General features: G+C 70.5%; 20 protein-coding genes and 1 tRNA gene. 10 read left to right on the top strand and 11 right to left on the bottom strand.

The annotated features are described in order from the left end of the window. Positions 1 to 6: 6 nt before the first annotated feature. From acpM to aceE, 4 genes are all read right to left on the bottom strand, one after another. On the bottom strand, positions 7 to 288 hold the full coding sequence (acpM, locus tag ACFYVR_RS24310; protein WP_387478105.1) for a meromycolate extension acyl carrier protein AcpM: 282 nt from the start codon (positions 286 to 288) through the stop codon (positions 7 to 9). 122 nt (positions 289 to 410) lie between these two features. Then, a complete protein-coding gene (locus ACFYVR_RS24305) occupies positions 411 to 1,319 on the bottom strand; it encodes an ACP S-malonyltransferase (RefSeq protein ID WP_387478102.1) in 909 nt (302 codons plus the stop codon). 128 nt (positions 1,320 to 1,447) lie between these two features. Continuing rightward, complete coding sequence (locus tag ACFYVR_RS24300; protein ID WP_387478099.1) at positions 1,448 to 2,818, bottom strand: PucR family transcriptional regulator; 1,371 nt, start codon at positions 2,816 to 2,818, stop codon at positions 1,448 to 1,450. A 137-nt stretch (positions 2,819 to 2,955) separates the two neighbouring features. Further along, a complete protein-coding gene (gene aceE, locus ACFYVR_RS24295) occupies positions 2,956 to 5,769 on the bottom strand; it encodes a pyruvate dehydrogenase (acetyl-transferring), homodimeric type (protein WP_387478097.1) in 2,814 nt (937 codons plus the stop codon). A gap of 284 nt (positions 5,770 to 6,053) precedes the next feature. Between aceE and ACFYVR_RS24290 the strand changes: the two genes are divergently transcribed. The 3 genes from ACFYVR_RS24290 to ACFYVR_RS24280 all read left to right on the top strand — a co-directional run bounded on the left by ACFYVR_RS24290 (position 6,054) and on the right by ACFYVR_RS24280 (position 7,087). Next, a complete protein-coding gene (locus ACFYVR_RS24290; protein WP_387478094.1) occupies positions 6,054 to 6,476 on the top strand; it encodes a DUF3052 domain-containing protein in 423 nt (140 codons plus the stop codon). Between the two features lie 34 nt (positions 6,477 to 6,510). Next, a complete protein-coding gene (locus tag ACFYVR_RS24285; protein WP_387478091.1) occupies positions 6,511 to 6,975 on the top strand; it encodes a peroxiredoxin in 465 nt (154 codons plus the stop codon). A 40-nt stretch (positions 6,976 to 7,015) separates the two neighbouring features. Further along, a tRNA-Val gene (locus tag ACFYVR_RS24280) sits at positions 7,016 to 7,087 on the top strand. Between the two features lie 51 nt (positions 7,088 to 7,138). Here the strand turns inward: ACFYVR_RS24280 and ACFYVR_RS24275 are convergent. Further along, entirely contained in the window at positions 7,139 to 7,615 is a 477-nt protein-coding gene (locus ACFYVR_RS24275; RefSeq protein ID WP_387478088.1) for an SRPBCC domain-containing protein, read from the bottom strand. Positions 7,616 to 7,631: 16 nt separating this feature from the next. Here ACFYVR_RS24275 and ACFYVR_RS24270 point away from each other — a divergent pair, with 16 nt between their 5' ends. Then, positions 7,632 to 7,970, top strand: coding sequence for an ArsR/SmtB family transcription factor (locus tag ACFYVR_RS24270; RefSeq protein ID WP_387478086.1), 339 nt, complete (start codon positions 7,632 to 7,634; stop codon positions 7,968 to 7,970). A 130-nt stretch (positions 7,971 to 8,100) separates the two neighbouring features. Further along, complete coding sequence (locus ACFYVR_RS24265; protein ID WP_387478083.1) at positions 8,101 to 9,000, top strand: tyrosine-protein phosphatase; 900 nt, start codon at positions 8,101 to 8,103, stop codon at positions 8,998 to 9,000. On the opposite strand, the gene ACFYVR_RS24260 is transcribed toward ACFYVR_RS24265, so the two are convergent. Next, positions 8,990 to 9,973 (bottom strand): GlxA family transcriptional regulator, encoded by a 984-nt coding sequence (locus ACFYVR_RS24260; protein WP_387478080.1) that lies wholly within the window; start codon positions 9,971 to 9,973, stop codon positions 8,990 to 8,992. The two genes, ACFYVR_RS24265 and ACFYVR_RS24260, sit on opposite strands and share 11 nt — an antisense overlap. A 72-nt stretch (positions 9,974 to 10,045) precedes the next feature. Here ACFYVR_RS24260 and ACFYVR_RS24255 point away from each other — a divergent pair, with 72 nt between their 5' ends. Further along, on the top strand, positions 10,046 to 11,353 hold the full coding sequence (locus ACFYVR_RS24255) for an MFS transporter (protein WP_387478077.1): 1,308 nt from the start codon (positions 10,046 to 10,048) through the stop codon (positions 11,351 to 11,353). A gap of 343 nt (positions 11,354 to 11,696) precedes the next feature. On the opposite strand, the gene ACFYVR_RS24250 is transcribed toward ACFYVR_RS24255, so the two are convergent. Then, a complete protein-coding gene (locus ACFYVR_RS24250; protein WP_387478074.1) occupies positions 11,697 to 12,512 on the bottom strand; it encodes an alpha/beta hydrolase in 816 nt (271 codons plus the stop codon). A gap of 77 nt (positions 12,513 to 12,589) precedes the next feature. Between ACFYVR_RS24250 and ACFYVR_RS24245 the strand changes: the two genes are divergently transcribed. Beyond that, positions 12,590 to 13,087, top strand: a complete 498-nt coding sequence (locus ACFYVR_RS24245; RefSeq protein ID WP_387478071.1) for an acyltransferase — start codon at positions 12,590 to 12,592, stop codon at positions 13,085 to 13,087. Positions 13,088 to 13,099: 12 nt separating this feature from the next. Here ACFYVR_RS24245 and ACFYVR_RS24240 read toward each other — a convergent pair whose 3' ends face one another. After that, complete coding sequence (locus ACFYVR_RS24240; protein ID WP_387478069.1) at positions 13,100 to 13,438, bottom strand: type II toxin-antitoxin system Phd/YefM family antitoxin; 339 nt, start codon at positions 13,436 to 13,438, stop codon at positions 13,100 to 13,102. Between the two features lie 119 nt (positions 13,439 to 13,557). Here ACFYVR_RS24240 and ACFYVR_RS24235 point away from each other — a divergent pair, with 119 nt between their 5' ends. Beyond that, on the top strand, positions 13,558 to 14,547 hold the full coding sequence (locus ACFYVR_RS24235; RefSeq protein WP_387478067.1) for a cobalamin biosynthesis protein: 990 nt from the start codon (positions 13,558 to 13,560) through the stop codon (positions 14,545 to 14,547). Here the strand turns inward: ACFYVR_RS24235 and ACFYVR_RS24230 are convergent. The 3 genes from ACFYVR_RS24230 to ACFYVR_RS24220 form a co-directional block, all read right to left on the bottom strand. Next, on the bottom strand, positions 14,473 to 15,405 hold the full coding sequence (locus tag ACFYVR_RS24230; RefSeq protein WP_387478065.1) for an SURF1 family protein: 933 nt from the start codon (positions 15,403 to 15,405) through the stop codon (positions 14,473 to 14,475). The two genes, ACFYVR_RS24235 and ACFYVR_RS24230, sit on opposite strands and share 75 nt — an antisense overlap. A gap of 67 nt (positions 15,406 to 15,472) precedes the next feature. After that, the gene (locus ACFYVR_RS24225) at positions 15,473 to 15,949 is read right to left on the bottom strand and encodes a low molecular weight protein-tyrosine-phosphatase (protein ID WP_387478063.1); all 477 of its coding nucleotides are present in this window, start codon (positions 15,947 to 15,949) and stop codon (positions 15,473 to 15,475) included. Continuing rightward, a complete protein-coding gene (locus ACFYVR_RS24220; RefSeq protein WP_387478061.1) occupies positions 15,939 to 16,592 on the bottom strand; it encodes an HAD-IA family hydrolase in 654 nt (217 codons plus the stop codon). Before ACFYVR_RS24220 ends, ACFYVR_RS24225 begins: the two co-directional genes overlap by 11 nt. 57 nt (positions 16,593 to 16,649) lie before the next feature. Here ACFYVR_RS24220 and cobC point away from each other — a divergent pair, with 57 nt between their 5' ends. Beyond that, a complete protein-coding gene (gene cobC, locus ACFYVR_RS24215) occupies positions 16,650 to 17,681 on the top strand; it encodes an Rv2231c family pyridoxal phosphate-dependent protein CobC (protein ID WP_387478059.1) in 1,032 nt (343 codons plus the stop codon). Positions 17,682 to 17,692: 11 nt separating this feature from the next. After that, on the top strand, positions 17,693 to 18,820 hold the full coding sequence (locus tag ACFYVR_RS24210; RefSeq protein ID WP_387478056.1) for a Nif3-like dinuclear metal center hexameric protein: 1,128 nt from the start codon (positions 17,693 to 17,695) through the stop codon (positions 18,818 to 18,820). The last annotated feature ends 139 nt before the right edge of the window (positions 18,821 to 18,959 follow it).

Here is an 18,959-nt window from a genome sequence, read left to right as displayed (position 1 = left end):
CGGGGCTCACTCGCTGTCGGCGGAGCCGGTCTGGACGCCCTCGGCCTCGAGCTTCTGGATGTACGTGACGGCGTCACCGACGGTGCGCAGGCTCGCGAGATCCTCGTCCGGGATCTTCACGCCGTACTTGTCCTCGGTCTGGACGGCGATCTCGACCATGGAGAGCGAGTCGATGTCGAGGTCGTCGACGAAGGACTTTTCGATGGTCACCTCGGACGGCTCGATGCCGGTGACCTCTTCGATGATCTCCGCGAGACCGGCGATGATCGTTTCCTGGCTGTTGGCCACTGGGTGGCTCCCTTCGTGTTTGGTGTTACCTGTTGGTCCTGCATTCGACGACGCGGACGTCGGTCGGCTCCTGCAAGTGTGGGGGTCCCTGTCGGGAAGAACGGTGCCGGTGCGCGTCCGGTTCAGCCGAGTCCGGCGACTCCGTCGAGGTCGCCCGGGGTCTTGAGCGCGAGGGTCGGTGTGCCCTTCATCTCGCGCTTCGCGATGCCGACCAGCGTCCCGGCCGGGGGGAGTTCGACGACCGCGGAGACCGCGGCGTCACGGAGGTGTCCGCTGCACAGATCCCACCGGACGGGGCGGGTGACCTGGGCGGCGAGCTTGTCGAGTGCATCCTGGCCGCTCGTGACCGGCCGGCCGTCGGCGTTGGACAGCAGGGTGCGGGTGGGGTCCTGCGGCGCGATCCGCGCCGCCGCCTCGGTGACCGCGTCCTGCGCGGGAGCCATGAACCGGGTGTGGAAGGCGCCGGCGACGGGAAGGGCGCGGACGCGGGCCTTCTCCGGCGGGGTGGCAGCCAGTTCCTCGAGCCGGTCGAGCTGGCCCGCGGCGACGATCTGACCGGCCGCATTGCGGTTGGCCGGCTCGAGGTCGAGCGCGGCGAGACGCTCGAGGACCGCCGTCTCGTCGCCGCCGAGGACGGCGGACATGCCGGTCGGTTCGAGGGCGCAAGCCTTCGCCATGGCGGAGCCGCGCAGCGCGGCGAGCGCGACGGCGTCGTCCGCCGAGATGATGCCGGCGATGGCCGCGGCCGCGAGTTCACCGACCGAATGTCCGGCGACGACGAGGTCCGCCGGAACCTGACCGCGGCGGTCGAGCTCCTCGAACGCCAGCAGGGCGGCAGCCACGACGAGCGGCTGGGTGACCGCCGTGTCGGTGATCTCCTCCGCGGTCGCGGTGGTACCGAGCCGAGCGAGGTCGAGGCCGGCGGCCTTGGACCAGATGGCGAGGCGGTCGGCTGTGCCCGGCAGCTCGAGCCAGGGGCTGAGCATGCCGGGGGTTTGGGAACCCTGACCGGGGGCGAGCAACGCAATCACAGGAATAAGGGAACACCGTCCTCTCGATCTCATGGGGTGTTGTTGGCGATGAACCTTCGACAAGTGTTTTGGAGGGTTTCAACAAAAACGCTAGTCGCGATGGAGCATCGTACTTGAACGTATGTCCGTTACAGGTCGATCCGACGAACTGTTCCGGATGTGACTGAAGTGATGGGATTTACCGGTTCGTGATGCGTTTGAGTCAGCCTGCCCACCGTTGCGGCGATTCGGAGTACGTACGCGTCCCTCGGGTTTGTCGGATCCCGCCGTGTGATCTCCGCAATCTTCTTGAGGCGGTATCGGACGGTATTTGGATGGACGAACAGTTGACGCGCACATGTCTCGACTGCTGCGCCGCAGTCGAGGTAGGCGTCGAGGGTGTCCGCCAACGCCGATCCGGCGGCCTGCAACGGCCGCACCAGGTGCTCGTTGAGCGCCTCGAGCGCAGCCCGGTCGCCGAGCAGGGCGCGCTCGGGAAGAAGTTCGCCCGCGTGCACCGGCCGCGGAGCGCCGCGCCAGCCCGCGACCGCGTCCATGCCGGCCAGTGCCTCCACCGCACTGAAATGGGCGGCACCCAACGTGCCCGTGGTCGGGCCGATCACGACCGGGCCGGGGGAGAAGGTGGCGAGCAGATCACCCAGGAACGGACGGTTCTCCGGCGCCGGCTTGATGTCGCCGGAGACGACCGCCACCAGCCGTGAACCCTGTACCACCGCGAGGGCCGCGCGATTGTGGCGCTGCGCGACCGTGTGCACCGTGCCGACCACCGACACGCCCTGGTCCGGGGGAGGCGTCCCGACCAGCACCGTGGCCGGGGCGTTGGCGTCCCAGTTCAGCGTCGCGGCGCGCGAGAGCATGTCGGGGCCGGTGTCGCCGCGGACGACGGCGTCGACGACCAGAGCCTCCAGGCGGGTGTCCCACGCGCCGCGGGACTCGGCGGCACTCGCGTACACGGACGCCGCGGTGAAGCCGAGCTCCCGCCCGTACCGCAGCACGGCCTCGGTGAGCGCGATCAGCTGTTGGTCGTTGCGGGCCAGGGCGGGCAGCCACTGTTCGAAGAACTCCATCGCGACCCGGACCATGTCGACGGTCTGCCGCAGCGTCAGGCGCCGGGCCAGGTCCTGGGGGATCACCTGGAAGGCGTCCAGGCTGAACCGGATGTCGTTGTCGGCGGGATTCTGCAGCCACTCGAGGAAGTTCACGACCGCCGTCTGCACCAGCAACTGCACACTGGCCCGCTGGTCCGCGTCGAGGTCGGCGAAGAACGGCAACTGGGTCTGCATCGAGGCGACCGCCTCCGTCGAGAGCCGTCCCGAGAACTGCTTGACGCGGCGCAGCAGCGCGTCCGGCAGCGGCGCGCGGGGATCGCGCCTGCGCGCGAACGGCGGCGCGGTGACCGGTGTGCGGGCGACCGGCGTGCGCGCCGGGGCCGGCGCCGCGTCGTCGTCCCGTGATGTGCCGGTGCCGACGTCCGGCTCCCGCGACTGGTGTTCACCCATGGCTTCCAAACCCCACGACTTCGAAACCTACGCCACCGTCGCCGCCGCCACGTGGACCACGACCGTGACGCGCACCGGCGGCCGAACGCCCCGGCACCGTGTCGGTGCCGGGGCGTTCGGGGGCGGTGTCGACGTCGCTACGCGCTGCCCGGGTCCTTCATCGAGGTCGGAGCGGCGAACACGTCGTCGATCCGGTACTGACGGGCCGCTGCGGACGGAGCGTTGTGCGCGATCGACCCCTCCCGGGCGAGGCCGGCCAGGACCGCCACCGCGATCGACTCGGCGTCGACGTTGAAGTACCGCCGCGCCGCCGTACGGGTGTCGGAGAACCCGAACCCGTCGGTGCCGAGGGTGGTGTAGTCGCCGGGCACCCACTGCCGGATCTGGTCCGGGACGGCGCGCATCCAGTCGGAGGCCGCGACGAACGGACCCACCGCACTGGACAGTGCCGTTGCCACGTACGGCCGCCGTGCCGGTGCGTCCGGGTTGTGCAGTGCATCCCGGTCGCACTCGATGCCCTCGCGGCGCAGCTCGCCCCACGAGGTGACCGACCAGACGTCGGCGGAGACGCCCCAGTCGTCGGCGAGGAGCTGCGCGGCACGCAGGCCCTCGGGCATCGCGACACCCGACACCAGGATCTGGGCCTTCGGGCCCGTTCCGGTGCCGCGGTGGTACAGGTAGATGCCCTTGAGCAGGCCCTCGACGTCGAGGTTCTCCGGCTCCGCCGGCTGCACGTACGGCTCGTTGTAGATGGTCAGGTAGTAGAAGACGTTCTCGCCACCGAAACCGGCCACGCCTTCCGTACCGCCGTACATCCGGCGGATGCCGTCACGAACGATGTGCGCGATCTCGTAGGAGAACGCCGGGTCGTAGGTGACTGCGGCCGGGTTCGTCGACGCGAGCAGCAGCGAGTGGCCGTCCGCGTGCTGCAGGCCCTCACCGGTGAGCGTGGTGCGGCCGGCGGTGGCGCCCAGGACGAAGCCGCGCGACATCTGGTCCGCGGCCGCCCACAGTCCGTCGCCGGTCCGCTGGAACCCGAACATCGAGTAGAAGATGTACAGCGGGATCATCGGCTCGCCGTGCGTCGCGTAGGAGGAGCCGACCGCGGTGAACGAAGCCGTCGATCCGGCCTCGTTGATGCCCTCGTGCAGGATCTGGCCGACGCTGGACTCCTTGTACGCCAACATCAGTTCGGCGTCGACGGAGGTGTACAGCTGCCCGTTGCGGTTGTAGATCTTCAGCGACGGGAACCACGAGTCCATACCGAAGGTGCGGGCCTCGTCGGGAATGATCGGCACGATGCGCTTGCCGATCTCCTTGTCGCGCAACAGTTCCTTGATGACACGGACCAGCGCCATCGTCGTCGCGACCTCCTGCTTGCCGGAACCCTTGCGGATCGCGTCGAGTGCGGAGATGTCCGGCACGGGCAGCGGCGCCGCGTCGGTGCGGCGGGACGGCAGGAACCCGCCGAGGGACTTGCGCCGCTCGAGCATGTACTGGATCTCCGGAGCATCCGGCCCGGGGTGGTAGTACGGCGGCAGGTACGGATCCTTCTCGAGCTCGGCGTCGGAGATCGGGATCCGCTGCAGGTCGCGGAACGCCTTCAGGTCGTCGAGCGTCAGCTTCTTCATCTGGTGCGTGGCATTGCGGCCCTCGAAGTGCTTGCCGAGGGTGTAGCCCTTGATGGTGTGCGCCAGGATGACCGTCGGCTGGCCCTTGTGCGCCATCGCGGCCGCGTACGCGGCGTGGATCTTGCGGTAGTCGTGGCCGCCGCGCTTGAGATTCCAGATCTCCTGGTCGCTCAGGTCCTTGACCAGTTCCTTGGTGCGCGGGTCGCGTCCGAAGAAGTGCTCACGGACGTAGCCGCCGTCGTTGGCCTTGTAGGTCTGGTAGTCGCCGTCCGGCGTGACGTTCATCAGGTTCACCAGCGCGCCGTCCTTGTCGGCGTGCAGCAGGGAGTCCCACTCGCGACCCCAGACGACCTTGATGACGTTCCAGCCGGCGCCGCGGAAGAACGACTCCAGCTCCTGGATGATCTTGCCGTTGCCGCGGACCGGGCCGTCGAGGCGCTGCAGGTTGCAGTTGACGACGAACGTCAGGTTGTCGAGGCCCTCGGTCGCGGCGACGTGCGCGAGGCCACGCGACTCCGGCTCGTCCATCTCGCCGTCGCCGAGGAACGCCCACACGTGCTGCTGCGTGGTGTCCTTGATGCCGCGGTCGTTCAGGTAGTGGTTGAACCGGGCCTGGTAGATCGCGTTCATCGGGCCGAGGCCCATCGACACCGTGGGGAACTCCCAGAAGTCGGGCAGCAGGCGCGGATGCGGGTAGGAGGGCAGTCCGCCCGCGGCGTGGCTGGCCTCCTGGCGGAACCCGTCCATCTGCTCGGCCGGGATACGGCCCTCCAGGAACGCGCGCGCGTAGATGCCGGGCGAGGCGTGGCCCTGGACGAAGATGTGGTCGCCGCCGCCGGGGTGGTCCTTGCCTCGGAAGAAGTGGTTGAAGCCGACCTCGTACAGCGCGGCCGACGACGCGTACGTCGAGATGTGGCCGCCGACGCCGACTCCGGGACGCTGGGCGCGGTGCACCATGATCGCGGCGTTCCACCGGATCCAGGCGCGGTAGCGGCGCTCGACCTCCTCGTCACCGGGGAACCAGGGTTCGTTCTCGGTGGGGATGGTGTTGACGAAGTCGGTGGAAGTCAGGGCCGGGATGGAGACGTGGTTCTCGCCGGCGCGCTCGAGTAGGCGCAACATCAGGTAGCGCGCGCGAGCGGGACCCGACCGCTCCAACAGATCGTCGAAGCTCTCGATCCACTCGCCGGTCTCGTCGGGATCGATGTCGGGAAGGTAGGACGCGACACCCTCACGAATCACTCGCACGCGGCCGTCGGATCCGGGTGCGGGACTCGGCGTAAGAGGCGATACCGGGTCCTGGGTCTGCTCGGACAACATTTGCTCCTCATCGCGGTGGACGCTCGGTGTGGCGCCCTATCCATCCACGCCCCCAAGTGTGACGGCGGCGTGGTTTGTTAATGATGGTGATCCATTGCTAATCCTGCCAAACCAGGTCGGCCGGGGTGTACCCGAGGTTCGTTCGTCGGGCGTCCGAATATTTGTTCACGCAATTCGGCCCGGTCCGCTTGCGCGGAAGGCGTCGACCATGTTCGCTTTCACTACCGATCAACACCGATCGGGTGCTGGAGGTTACAGCCCGAACATATGAGGAGGACACCACCGTGGTCGCCGCGGCCGACGCCCAGAACTACATCCAGAAACTGGGCATCACCCAAGACATGGCTGTGCAGGAACTGGGCTGGGACGAGGACACCGACGACGACCTGAGAGCCGCCGTCGAGGACATCATCGGCGGCGAACTGCTGGACGAGGACTCCGACGAGGTGATCGACGTGGTCCTGCTGTGGTGGCGGGACGGCGACGGCGATCTCGTCGACGCGTTGATGGACGCCATCGGGCCCCTCGCCGACGACGGGTTCGTCTGGGTGCTCACACCGAAGACCGGCCAGCCCGGGCACGTCGAACCCAGCGAGATCGCCGAATCGGCCCCGACAGCGGGCCTGACGCAGACCTCCGCCGCCAATCTGGGATCCTGGTCCGGAAGCCGGCTGGTGCAGCCGAAGGCCCGTCCCGCGAAGCGCTGACCGGCTCCCCACCATCGAGACCCAGGAGGTCGTCATGCCGTTGGCCGTGGGCACCGTCGCGCCCGACTTCACGCTCAGGGACCAGAACAACCAGGAAGTGTCCCTCGCGGACTACCGGGGGAAGAAGAACGTCCTGATCGTGTTCTATCCGCTGGCGTTCACCGGTACCTGCCAGGGCGAGTTGTGTCGCGTCCGGGACACCCTGCCGACCTTCGAGAACGACGACACCGCCGTCGTCGCGATCTCCGTCGGTCCGCCTCCGACCCACAAGATCTGGTCGGCCGAACAGGGCTACACCTTCCCGCTGCTCTCCGACTTCTGGCCGCACGGCGCCGTGACGCAGGCGTACGAGGTGTTCAACGAGAAGGCCGGCTACCCCAACCGCGGCACCTTCGTCGTCGACAAGGGCGGCATCATCCGGTTCGCCGAGATGAACGGCCCCGGAGAGGCCCGTGACCAGGCGGCTTGGGAGAAAGCGCTCGCCGCGCTAGATTCCTGAGTGCGATCCGGCGAACGGCACGACTGCGTTCGCCGGTTCCGGGCGTGTAGCTCAGTGGTAGAGCTCTGGTTTTACACACCAGCGGTCGGGGGTTCGAAACCCTCCGCGCCCACCGCCATGCCGCGTCACCGATATCGGTGACGCGGCTTTGCTCGTGTGCGGCTCACTTGTAGAAGCCGTCGCGCAGGTTGATGCCGTGCTCGACCCACACCTTGAGCGCGGCGAGCATTCCGGTCCAGCCCATGCAGTTGCCGAATGCGTTCTTCGCGCCCTCTTCCGTTGGTTGCCAGGACGATTCGGTGATCGTCACCAGGGTGCGGGTGTCGTCGTCGACGGGTTCGAACTCGAACGTCGTGGTCGTCTTCCCGGACTCGGAGGTGGTGGCGGTCCCGTCCCACTCGATGACGATGCGGCGGGGCGGTTCGGCCGCGACGACGGCGACGGGGAAGGCGCCGGGGAAGTCGGCGAAGTCCCAGGTGACCTCGGTGTCCGCCTCGAGACGTCCACGGGCGCCGCCGGTGGTGAAGTACTTCGACAACTGCTCGGGGTCGGCGACCGCCTCGTACACCTCGGCGCAGGGCCGGGACACGTGACCGGACACGGTGAAGCTCAGTGTGGTGAGTGCGCTCGAATCAGACATGTTGTAATTTTACAACATGTCGGTGGACGGTGGCGAGGACGCGAACGACGACCGGGTGTTCAAAGCGCTCGCGTCGGCGACACGTCGGCGCATGCTCGACGTACTCAAGGAGGCGCCGTGCAACACCGGCGAGCTGTGCGCCCGGTTTCCCGACCTCGATCGCACCACCGTCCTCCAGCACCTCAAGGTCCTCGAACGGGCCGAGTTGGTGACCGGGCGCAAGGTCGGACGGGAGCGGCGCCTCGCGCTGGCGCCCCTGCCGATCAAACGCATCCACGACCGGTGGATCGGGGACTACGCCCGCGCGGCCGTCGACCTGTTGGACCGCCTCGGGCAGGATCCGGACCCGGGGTGATGCGGCGGATGTAGGGAAATGTTCACCGTCGTAAGCGAATCGGCCATCGGCCGTTCTCCGGTGCTTTGCAGTTGGGCCACTTTCGAGGCACAGCATTCATAGCCCAACTAAGAATCATGAAGGAGAACCGTTGAAGTCCAGTTTCGCAACTGTCGGTGTCGTCGCGGCGATGGCGCTCGCCCTCGCCGGATGCGGTCAGTCGACGACCGACGACACCGTAGCGACCTCGTCGGTCGCGGCGACGCAGGCGGTGGCGTCGGTCGCTGCGCCGACGCCGAGGCTCTCGTCCGTCAACAACTTTCGTGACCTCGCCGGTCCGGACGGCGGATACGTCACGTCCGACGGGCACCGGGTCCGGGCGGGTGTCGTCTATCGGGCCAATGCGCTGACGCCGAGCGATGCCGATGCCACGACGCTGGATTCCCTCGACATCGCGGCGGTCTACGACCTGCGGACCGCGGCGGAGATCGGCAAGGCGCCCGACCGGGTTCCGGCCGGCGCGCGCTACACGAACGTCGACATCACCGGCGCGGCCTCGAACGGCGCGGTCGCGTCGACGGTCGACCTCTCGACCCCGCAGAGCGCGGCAGCCGTCCTCGTCGGTGCCAATCGGCAGTTCGTGAGCAACCCGGCGATGCGCGCCGAGTTCGCGACCCTGCTCGGCGACATCGCCTCCACCGACGGACCTCAGATCATCCACTGCACCGCGGGCAAGGACCGCACGGGGTGGGCGAGCGCGGTGCTGCTGAAGATCGCCGGGGTCGACGACGCGACGGTGATGAGCAACTACCTGCTCACCAACGAGTACTCGAAGGAGTCGATCGAGGCGACCGCCACGAAGACCGCGGCCGCGCAGGGGGAGCAGGCCGGCGAAGCGATGCGGGTGCTGATGGGGGTCTCGCCCGAGTTCCTCCAGGCCGGACTCGACGAGGTCACCACCAGCTTCGGCACGTTCGACAACTACCTCACCAACGGACTCGGGCTCTCGGCCGAGACCATCGCGACGCTCAAGGCCAAGCTCACGGTGTGATCGTCGCCTCCGCGGCCGGTTGTCCGCGAAACGTCTTGCGGTACGCGGACGGCGGCACGCCGAGCTGCGCGGCCATGTGCTGGCGCAGCGACGTGGCGGTCCCGAAACCGACGTCGGCGGCGATGACGTCGACCGACAGGTCGGTGGTCTCGAGGAGCTGCCGGGCCCGGTCCACGCGATGCGTGATCAGCCACTTCGCCGGTGTCGTACCCACCTCGTCGGCGAACCTGCGGGTGAACGTGCGCACGCTCATGTTGGCGTGCCGGGCGAGGCGGGACAGCTGCAACGGTTCGTCCAGCCGTTGCAGCGCCCAGTCGCGGGTCGCCGCAGTCGAATCCGCGGCATGGGCCGGAACCGGGCGTTCGATGAACTGCGCCTGACCGCCGTCCCGCCACGCCGGTACGACCGAGCGTTTCGCGACGCGGGTGGCGACGTCGGCGCCGTGATCGCGGCGGACGACGTGCAGGCACAGATCGAGGCCCGCGGCGACCCCGGCGGAGGTGAGGACCTGTCCCTCGTCGACGAACAGCACGTCGGGGTCGACCCGCACCCGTGGATACGTGCGCTGGAAGTGCTCGGCGTGCCGCCAGTGCGTGGTCGCGCGCAGCCCGTCGAGGAGGCCGGCGGCGGCCAGGACGTAGCCCCCGATGCAGATCGCGACGTAGCGGGCGTCGGGGCGCACGAACGCGAGCACCTCCCCGAGATGGTCGGGGAGGTGTCCGTTGTACGTCGAGCCGAGGTCGTACGTCGCCGGGATCACCACCGTGTCGGCACTGGCCAACAGTTCCGGTCCGTGGTCGACCGACACCGAGAAGTCGGCCTCCGTGCGCACCGGACCGCCGTCCGGGGTGCACGTCATCACCTCGTACAGCCGCTCGCCCGCCGCGTTCTCGGCCATCCCGAAGATGCGCGACGGAATGCCGAGCTCGAAGGGCACCACTCCGTCCAGTGCCAGGACCACCACACGATGCATGGCCGGATTCTTTCACATGTTGTCCTTCTGGCCATTGGTTCGGGAGGGTCGTCATCCCGCAGACTTGCCCCCGTGACTTCCGAGCTCGTGCCGCCGCACCCCGCCGAAACGTCGACCCCACCGCGCCTCCACTACGCCTGGCTGGTCGCGGCCATCGCGTTCCTCGCACTCGTCGGGGCGGCGAGCTTCCGGGCCGCGCCGTCGATCCTCATCGACCCCCTGCACGAGGACTTCGGGTGGTCCCGCGCCGCGATCTCGTCCGCCGTGTCGATCAACCTGGTGCTCTACGGGCTCACCTCACCGTTCGCTGCCGCGCTGATGGAGAAGTTCGGCATGCGCAAGGTCGTGACGGCGGCGCTGCTGCTGGTCGCGGCCGGCAGCGGGCTCACGGTGTTCATGACGGCCCAGTGGCAGCTGGTGCTGCTGTGGGGTGTCCTCGTCGGCCTGGGCACCGGCTCGATGGCCCTCGCATTCGTCGCGACCGTCGTCGACCGCTGGTTCGTCGCCCGCCGCGGTCTGGTCACCGGCATCCTGACGGCGGGCAGCGCCGCCGGGCAGTTGGTGTTCCTGCCGATCCTGGCGATGATCTCCGAGCACTACAGCTGGCAGGTCGTCGCACTGACGGTGGCGGTCTCCGCGCTGGCCGTCGTGCCGCTGGTGTTGCTGTTCCTGCGCAACAAGCCGTCCGACGTCGGGACGGTGCCGTACGGTGCCGCACCCGACCACGCCGAACCCGCGCCGCCACCCCCGTCCGGTCGGGGCGGGGCCGCCACGCGGGCACTGTCCGTGCTGGTCGGCGCGGCCCGGACCCGGGTGTTCTGGCTGCTCGCCGGCACCTTCGCGATCTGCGGTGCGAGCACCAACGGCCTGGTCGGGACCCATTTCGTGCCCGCCGCCCACGACCACGGCATGCCCACGACCGCGGCGGCGAGCCTGCTCGCGGTGATCGGGATCTTCGACGTGGTCGGCACCGTGGCGTCGGGTTGGTTCACCGACCGCTTCGACGCCCGCAAGCTGCTCGGCACCTACTACCTGCTGCGCGGCATCTCGTTGGTGTTCCTGCCGATCCTGTTCGCGGCGACGGTGCACCCGCCGATGATCGCGTTCGTGATCTTCTACGGCCTCGACTGGGTCGCGACGGTGCCACCCACGGTCGCGCTGTGTCGCAAGCACTTCGGTGCCGACGCTCCGATCGTGTTCGGCTGGGTGCTGGCCTCGCACCAGATCGGGGCCGGGCTGGTGGCCTTCCTCGCCGGACTGGTCCGCGACCACGTCGGCGGTTACGACGCAGCGTTCTACGTCGCGGGCGGGCTCTGCGCGATCGCGGCCGCGATGTCGCTCGCCATCCGCGGCCGCACCGCGGAACCCGCGGCGGTGTGACCGGCGTGGTCGAAGTGCCGCATGTCACAGGTGGTGTTCATGTGCAGTTCACCGGTTCCGCCGCGTCCGTCGCTACCGTGAAGTAAGCGCCGTGAAGCCGGTGCCCGCGGATCTCGGTCCATGCCGACCGGCAGCGAACTGCCGGCGAACGACACGTCCGTCTGCTCACGGAGGTACCTGTGAAACTCCTCGCAGCCCTGACCCTCGTCCTCGCCCCGATCGCCGTTCTCGCCGTCTACCTGACCGTCTCCGTCGTGTTCCTGATCGAGCTGCGCAAGGCGCAGCCGCGTGAGCGTCCCGAGCCGAACCCGACTGTGCCTCGCTCGGCGCGGGCCCGGCGCCGTCAGCCGTTCGGGGTGGCGGCGAGTCCGTGCCGGTCGAGAAAGTCCAGCGCCAGCTCCGCGACCTCCCGCCACCCGTCGTCCGCCGCGAGGGAGTGTCCGCGGTCGGGCAGGACCGCGTACTCGGTGACCCCGGTGTTGCGCCGCTGAATGTTGTACTGCGAGTGCACCGTCGCCTCGGGGACGGTGCGGTCGCGGCCCGCCGCCACCAACAGCAGCGGGCCGCGCGCGGTGCGGGTGTCGATCTTCGCGGGCGAGCCGACCGCGATGTTCGCCAGGGCCGCCTCGAACAGCGGCCGCGCCGGACCGGGAATCGTGTGCGTCTCGAAGATCCGGTCCGACTCCTCCCGCGTCACCGCGTTCGCGAAGGTGTCGTGGTAGCTGTCCGCGGTGTGGGACCACGTCCTCTTCCTCAGGCCCGGACGGCTCAGGATCGGCAGCACCGTCCTCACCTGCGTCAGCGGCAGCCGCAGCACTCCCTTGAACTGAGCGGGGGCGAGAGCGACGGCGCCCCGAACCAGCCCGTCGCCGAGCAGGCGCTGCGCGATCAGTCCGCCGAACGAGTGCCCGACCACGATCGGCGGGCTCGGCAGCGCCTCCGCGACGGTCCGGTGGTGCCGCACGAGGTCGCCGATACCGACCCCGTTCAACCTGTCGGGGTTCTCGCGGGTCGACTCCGCCGTCTCGCCGTCCCCGGGCCAGCCGGGTGTGACCGGGATGTAGCCGCGGGACGCGAAGAGCTCCGTCCACGGTCGCCAACCGCTCGCATGCATCCACAGTCCGTGGACGAACATCACGGGAATCGGGTCGGACGGCATGTGGTCTCCATCGGGTCGGCGCGATGCTGCGGTGTCGGTGACATCGAGCGTAGAGCTGCCCCGGTTATCGTGACGCGGTGCGCCTGATCACGATCATCCAGTCCTCGGTCTTCGTCCCGGTGTGGCTGCGGATCCTGCTGCTGCTCGCGGGCGGCGCGAAGGTGTGGGGGGCCGGGATCTACGCGGGATGTCACTTCGGCGGCAAGGACATCCGGATGGGCGTCGGAACCTTCGTCAACCGCGGGGTGCTGTTCGACGGGACCGCACCGATCACCCTCGGCAGGCAGGTCGCCGTCGGTCACGGCGCGAAGTTCGTCACCAGCACCCACGAGATCGGACCGTCCGACGGTCGCGGTGGGCGGGTGTACCACCGGCCGATCACGGTCGGGGACGGCACCTGGATCGGTGCGGGCGCGATCGTGCTGCCCGGCGTGACGATCGGGGCGGGTTGCATCATCGGCGCCGGCGCGGTGGTCACCCGCGACTGCGAACCCGACGGGCTCTACGCCGGCAACCCGGCACGCCGGGTCCGCGACCTCCCGGTCGATGCGCCGCGGCCCGCCACGCAGGACTGACCGCGCCGGGGCCTACTTGCGCTTCTTCCGTTTCCGCGTCGACTTGCGCGCCTTCGTCGAGGCCGCCTTCGTCGACGCCGCCCTGTTCGGCGCTGCCGTGTTCGACGCCGGGCACGTGCGTTCCGCCGTGGCCGCCTGGAACGCGCGGGCCGCCTCGCGCCGCAGGCTCTCCATCAGCTCGGGCGACCGGAGCAGGAACGTCGCCTCCTGCAACGCGGTGTAGCGCGCGGCCGAGATCAGGACGGCGTTGTCGCGTTTGCCGACGATCTCGACGGCCACGGTGTCGTCGTTGACCTCGCGGACGAGATCGGCCAGGCGTTTCCGGGCCGCCTTCACCGTGGTCGCTGGCACCGACGTCGACTCCGTTCGCTGTGGGTTGTCTCCCGCGCATCCTCGCACCCGGCGGGGCGTAATCGGGGCGGGACACGGCCGCCCCGGGTCACGCGTCGTCCGATTGGTAGAACTACCGGGTGAGACGACGCGGCACGGCACGAGCGACCGGACTACTCCTCGGATACGCGGCCGACCGCATGCTCGCCGACCCGGTCCGGCTGCATCCCGTCGCCGGGTTCGGCCGCGCCGCCGCGGCCCTCGAAAGAACCACCTACCGTGACCGGCGGACCGCGGGCGCGGTGCACACCGGACTGCTCGTCGGCGCCGTCGTCGGGGGTTCGGCCGTCGCGGCGCGCGTCGCCTCCCGGGCCGGATGGGTGGGGGAGACGGCGTTGGTCGCCGTGGCGACGTGGACCGCGCTCGGCGGGACGTCCCTGACCCGGGTCGGGGCGCGGATGGCGGAGGAGCTGGCAGCCGACGACCTGGCCGGGGCCCGGGACCTGGTCCCGTCGCTGTGCGGGCGCGACCCGAAGTCGCTCGACCCGGCGGGGATCGCACGGGCCACCGTCGAGTCCGTCGCCGAGAACACCTCCGACGCGACGGTCGCGCCGCTGGTGTGGGCGGCGATCGCGGGTGCGCCGGGCGTCCTCGGCTACCGCGCCGTCAACACCCTCGACGCGATGATCGGATACCGCTCCCCGAAGTACCTGCGGTTCGGGTGGGCAGCCGCCCGCCTCGACGACGTCGTGAACCTGGTCCCCGCTCGCCTGACCGGGGTGCTCGCGGTGGTGTCCGCCCCGGTCGTCGGCGGGGCCCCCCGGGACGCGATCCGCGCGTGGCGCCGGGACGCGGCGGCCCACCCGAGCCCGAACGCCGGGGTCGCAGAGGCCTCGATGGCGGGTGCGTTGGGAGTGCGGCTCGGTGGCCGCACCGAGTACCCGCACGGCGTCGAACACCGGCCGGAACTGGGTGACGGACCGGCGCCGCGGATCGCCGACATCGGTCGTGTCGCCCGGTTGTCGGGCGCGGTCCAGACCGGTGCGGCGCTGGTGTCAGCGGCGCTTGCCGTAGCGGTCGGCGAGCTTGGCCTCCGTCGACGTCAGGGTCGCGGTCTCGGTCGTCGCTGACCGTCCGAAGCGGCGGCGCGGCAGCACCACGTCGTCGTCCGCCGGCGCGTCCTCGGCGGGGGTGACCGGCGGGGCAGGCGTCGGCTCGGCGGGTGCGTCCGGGGTCCGCAGTGCCGCGCGTTCGCGTCGACGTTCGCGCAGCTCGGCGCGCACGAAGTACGCCAGCCCGAGCGGTGCCATGATCCCGAACGCCAGCCACTGCAGCCCGTAGGACAGGTACGGTCCCGCGTCGAGCTGCGGGAGCGGGATCGGGGTCAGCGCGCCCGGCTGGTCCTGCGCCAGCTGGAACCACCCGTCGACCAGCGGCAGACCGACCGCGGCGCCGACCTGCCCGGCGTCGACGAAGTACACCTGCGTGTGCCCGTCCTCCACGATCGGGTCCTTGCCGGCGACGACGCCCTCCGAGGCGCGGACCCGGGCGGTGACCGTCACCTCCCCGGCCGGGGCCGGGTCGACGGGCGGCGGCAGTGTGCCCTGCACCGGGCGCACGTACCCGCGGTTGACCAGGATCACCGGCCCGGACGTCAGGCGCATCGGGGTGAGCACCTCGTAGGCCGGGTCGCCCTCGACGGAGCGCAGTCGCACCAGTGCCTCGCTGTCCGGCAGATAGGTGCCGGTGGCGGTGACCTGCCGCCACTCGTCGTCCGCGGCGATCGGTCCGGACGCGGGCAGCACCGACTCGATCGGCACCGGATCCGCGTTGACGGATGCCTCGATCAGCGCGTTGCGATGTTCGGTGCTGGTGTTCTTGCCCAGCTGCCACGGCGCGAGGACGGTGAAGCACATGTAGGCGAAGCCCGCGACGACGACGGCCAGTACCAGCCAGCCCGGACGTAGCAGAAAACTCAACCTTCGCACGCCACCACGGTACTGGGAGCGCCGCGTCAGACCGAAATGTCCGGATCGACGGCCCCGGCGCGCGCCGTCACAGTCGGTCGCGCACCCAGTCCAGCAGACCCGGGACCGCGGCCTCGATCTGTTCTCGTACGAGCTCGAAGTCGGACCGGTCGCCGTAGTACGGGTCCGGTACCGAGGCGCCGTCGGCGTCCGGGTCGAAGCTGCGCAGCAGGCGGCGCCGCTCCGTCGGCACCCCCAGATGTGCCAACGCGCGATCGTGCCCGGTGTCCAGCGCGACGACGAGATCCGCCCCGAGGTGGTCGTCGCCGACCTGCGCGGCACTGTGCCCGGTCGGATAGCCGTACGCCGCGAGCACCGCCGTCGTCCGGTGGTCGGCGTCGTCACCGACGTGCCAGTCGCCGGTGCCCGCGCTCGACACCCGCACGTGCTCCGCCAGTCCCGCGTCGGTCAGGCGGCCGAGCAGGATCTTCTCCGCCATCGGGGAGCGGCAGATGTTGCCCGTGCACACGAAGGTGATGTGCAGGGGTCGACCGTCAGCGCGCATGCAGGATCGCCTCCAGCTCCGCGACGGTCGTGGCCGACCAGGCGGCGTCCGCGGCCTCGGACCCGTCGCCGTAGCCCCACCGGACGAACACGGTCGGGATGCCCCACTCGGCGGCGCCGTGCACGTCGTGGACCCGGTCACCGACCATCACCACGCCTTCCGTGCCGCCGCGCACCGGGTCGACGCCCAGGCCGCGCAGCGCGTGCTCGACGACGTCCGCCTTCGCCCGGCGGGTGCCGTCCGCGGACGCGCCCGCGATCACCTCGAAGTGCCCCGCCAACCCGAAGTGCTCGAGAATCCGCACCGCGAACGACTCCGACTTCGACGTCGCGACCGCCAGCCGGGTGTCCGCCAGACCGGCGAGCAGCTCGGGGATCCCGTCGAACACCGCGTTCTCCGCCCAGCCGACGCTGTCGTACCGGTCGACGTAGGCGGCCAGCGCGCGGGCCGCGGTCGCGTCGTCGAGGCCGACACCGCGCAGCGAGTCGGCCATCGGCGGACCGAGGACCAGCCGCGTCAGGTCGCCGTCGGGTTCACGGGCACCCACCGACGCCAGCGCGTGCCGGAAGCCGGTGACGATGCCGGGCGCGGAATCGGTGAGGGTGCCGTCGAGGTCGAACAGGGTGATGGTCGAGGAACTCACCGGTCCATCCTGCCTGCCCCGCCGGACGAGCGCAGGGCCGCACATACACTGCCGGTCGTGGACACCCGAGGATCGATCGACCTGCGCCACCACGGCGACCTGGACGCGACGCCGGGGCTGCTCGACTTCGCCGTCAACGTCCGCGGCGACGGGCCGCCCGACTGGCTCGCGCAGCGGCTCGCCGCAGCGGTGCCCGCGCTCGGCCGGTATCCGTCGCCCGCCGCCGAACTCGCCGCGCGCGAACAGGTCGCCGCCCGGCACGGCCGACACCCCGACGAGGTGCTGCTGCTCTCCGGCGGCGCCGAGGGCTTCGCGATGCTGCCGCGGCTGGGATCGGCGTCGGCCGCGCTGATCCACCCGTCGTTCACCGAACCGGAGTGGGCGCTGCGTCAGGCCGGGGTGCCGGTGACGCAGGTCCTGCTGCCGCCGCCGTACCGGCTGGCGGACGCGGACGTCCCGGACGACGCGGATCTCGTCGTCCTGGGCAACCCGACCAACCCGACCTCGGTGCTGCACCCCGCCGACGATCTGCTCGCCCTGCGCCGGCCGGGCCGGATCGTCGTCGTGGACGAGGCGTTCGGCGACGCCGTGCTCGGGGAACCGGAGTCGCTGGCCGGCCGGTCGCTGCCCGACGTGCTGGTGCTGCGGTCGCTGACGAAGACGTTCGCGCTGGCCGGTCTGCGCTGCGGGTACGCCCTCGGGCATCCGGATCTGCTGGCCCGACTGCAGGTCGGCCGTGCGCACTGGCCGCTCGGCACCCTGCAGCTCGAGGCGATCCGGGCGTGCAGCGAACCCGACGCCGTCGCGTGGGCGGAGCGGGAGGCCGCGCTCATCGAGACCGAACGTGCCGCGCTGGTCGGGATGCTCACCGCGGCCGGGGTGCAGGTGGTCGGGCCGGCGCGGGCGCCGTTCCTGCTGCTGCCCGTCCCCGAGGGCGAACTCGTCCGGAAGAAGTTGCAGGAGAAGGGGATCGCGGTGCGTCGCGGCGACACGTTCCCGGGGCTCGACCCGAACCACATCCGCGTCGCGGTCCGGTCGGCGGAGCCGGCACGCGCCCTGGTGACGGCACTGAAGGAAGTTCTGGAATGAGGGGTACCGGTATGAGTGTGGCCCTGTCCGAGGTGATCTCGGCGATCGAGGAGGCGTACCCGCCGGCGCTGGCGGAGAGCTGGGACTCCGTCGGCCTGGTGTGCGGGGATCCCGCCGAGACCGTCAGTCGCGTCCTGATCGCCGTGGACGCCACCGCCGCCGTCGTCGACGAGGCCCTCGCGTGGGGTGCGCAGCTGCTGCTGGTGCACCATCCGCTGCTGTTGCGCGGTGTCGACACCGTCGGCGCGCACACCCCGAAGGGGGCGCTGCTGCACCGGCTGATCCGCGGCGGCTGCGCGCTGTACACGGCACACACGAACGCCGATTCGGCCGACCCCGGTGTCTCCGACGCACTGGCGCAGGCGCTCGGACTGACCGTGACCGGCCCCCTCGACGCGGCGCCGTCCGAGCCGCTCGACAAGTGGGTGGTGACGGTGCCGTCCGCCGACTCGGCGACCGTGCGGGACGCATTGTTCGAGGCGGGTGCCGGACAGGTCGGCGACTACAGCTGCTGCAGCTGGACCGTCGCCGGCACCGGCCAGTTCCTGCCCGGAGCGCACGCGAACCCGGCGCTCGGCGAGGTCGGGCGGATCGAGCAGGTCGTCGAGGACCGCGTCGAGGTCGTCGCGCGGCGGGCGTTGCGGTCGCGGGTGCTGGCGGCGCTCCGGGCCGCGCATCCCTACGAGGAACCGGCGTTCGACGTCCTCGAACTCGCCGACACCGGATCGGCGCTCGGCATCGGACGGGTCGGGGAGCTCGACGAGCCGGAGACGCTGCGGGAGTTCACCGCGCGGGTGCGTCGAGCGCTGCCCGAGACCGCGTGGGGCGTGCGCGCCGCGGGCGATCCCGACACCGTGGTCCGCACCGTCGCGGTGTGCGGCGGCTCGGGGGACTCGCTGCTCGGTGCGGCGCGGGCTCGGGGCGTCGACGCGTACGTCACCGCCGACCTGCGGCACCACCCCGCCGACGAGCACCTGCGCGGTGGGGGACCGGTACTCGTCGACGTCGCGCACTGGGCCAGCGAGCAACCCTGGTGCGCGCAGGTCCGCGACGTCCTCGACGCCCGTTTCGGTCGCGTCGACGGCTGGGCCACCGCCGTGTCCACCGTCCGCACCGACCCCTGGACCCTCGGCGCCTGACCCGTCCGCCTCCCGGCTGAAGGTGCCCTTCGTGCGGCGCGGCCGCACGTGAACTGGTCCCCGGAAGTTGGACTGCGAAATTCGGTTCCGACTTCCGGGGAGTGGTGTCATGGATGCACGAAGTTCGTTGTCCGAGGGG

This window comes from Rhodococcus sp. NPDC003318 (genome assembly GCF_042879035.1).
Taxonomy (GTDB): Bacteria; Actinomycetota; Actinomycetes; order Mycobacteriales; family Mycobacteriaceae; genus Rhodococcus_G.
Note: the sequence above shows the minus strand (reverse complement) of the source record. Positions and strands in the feature narration are given on the sequence as shown.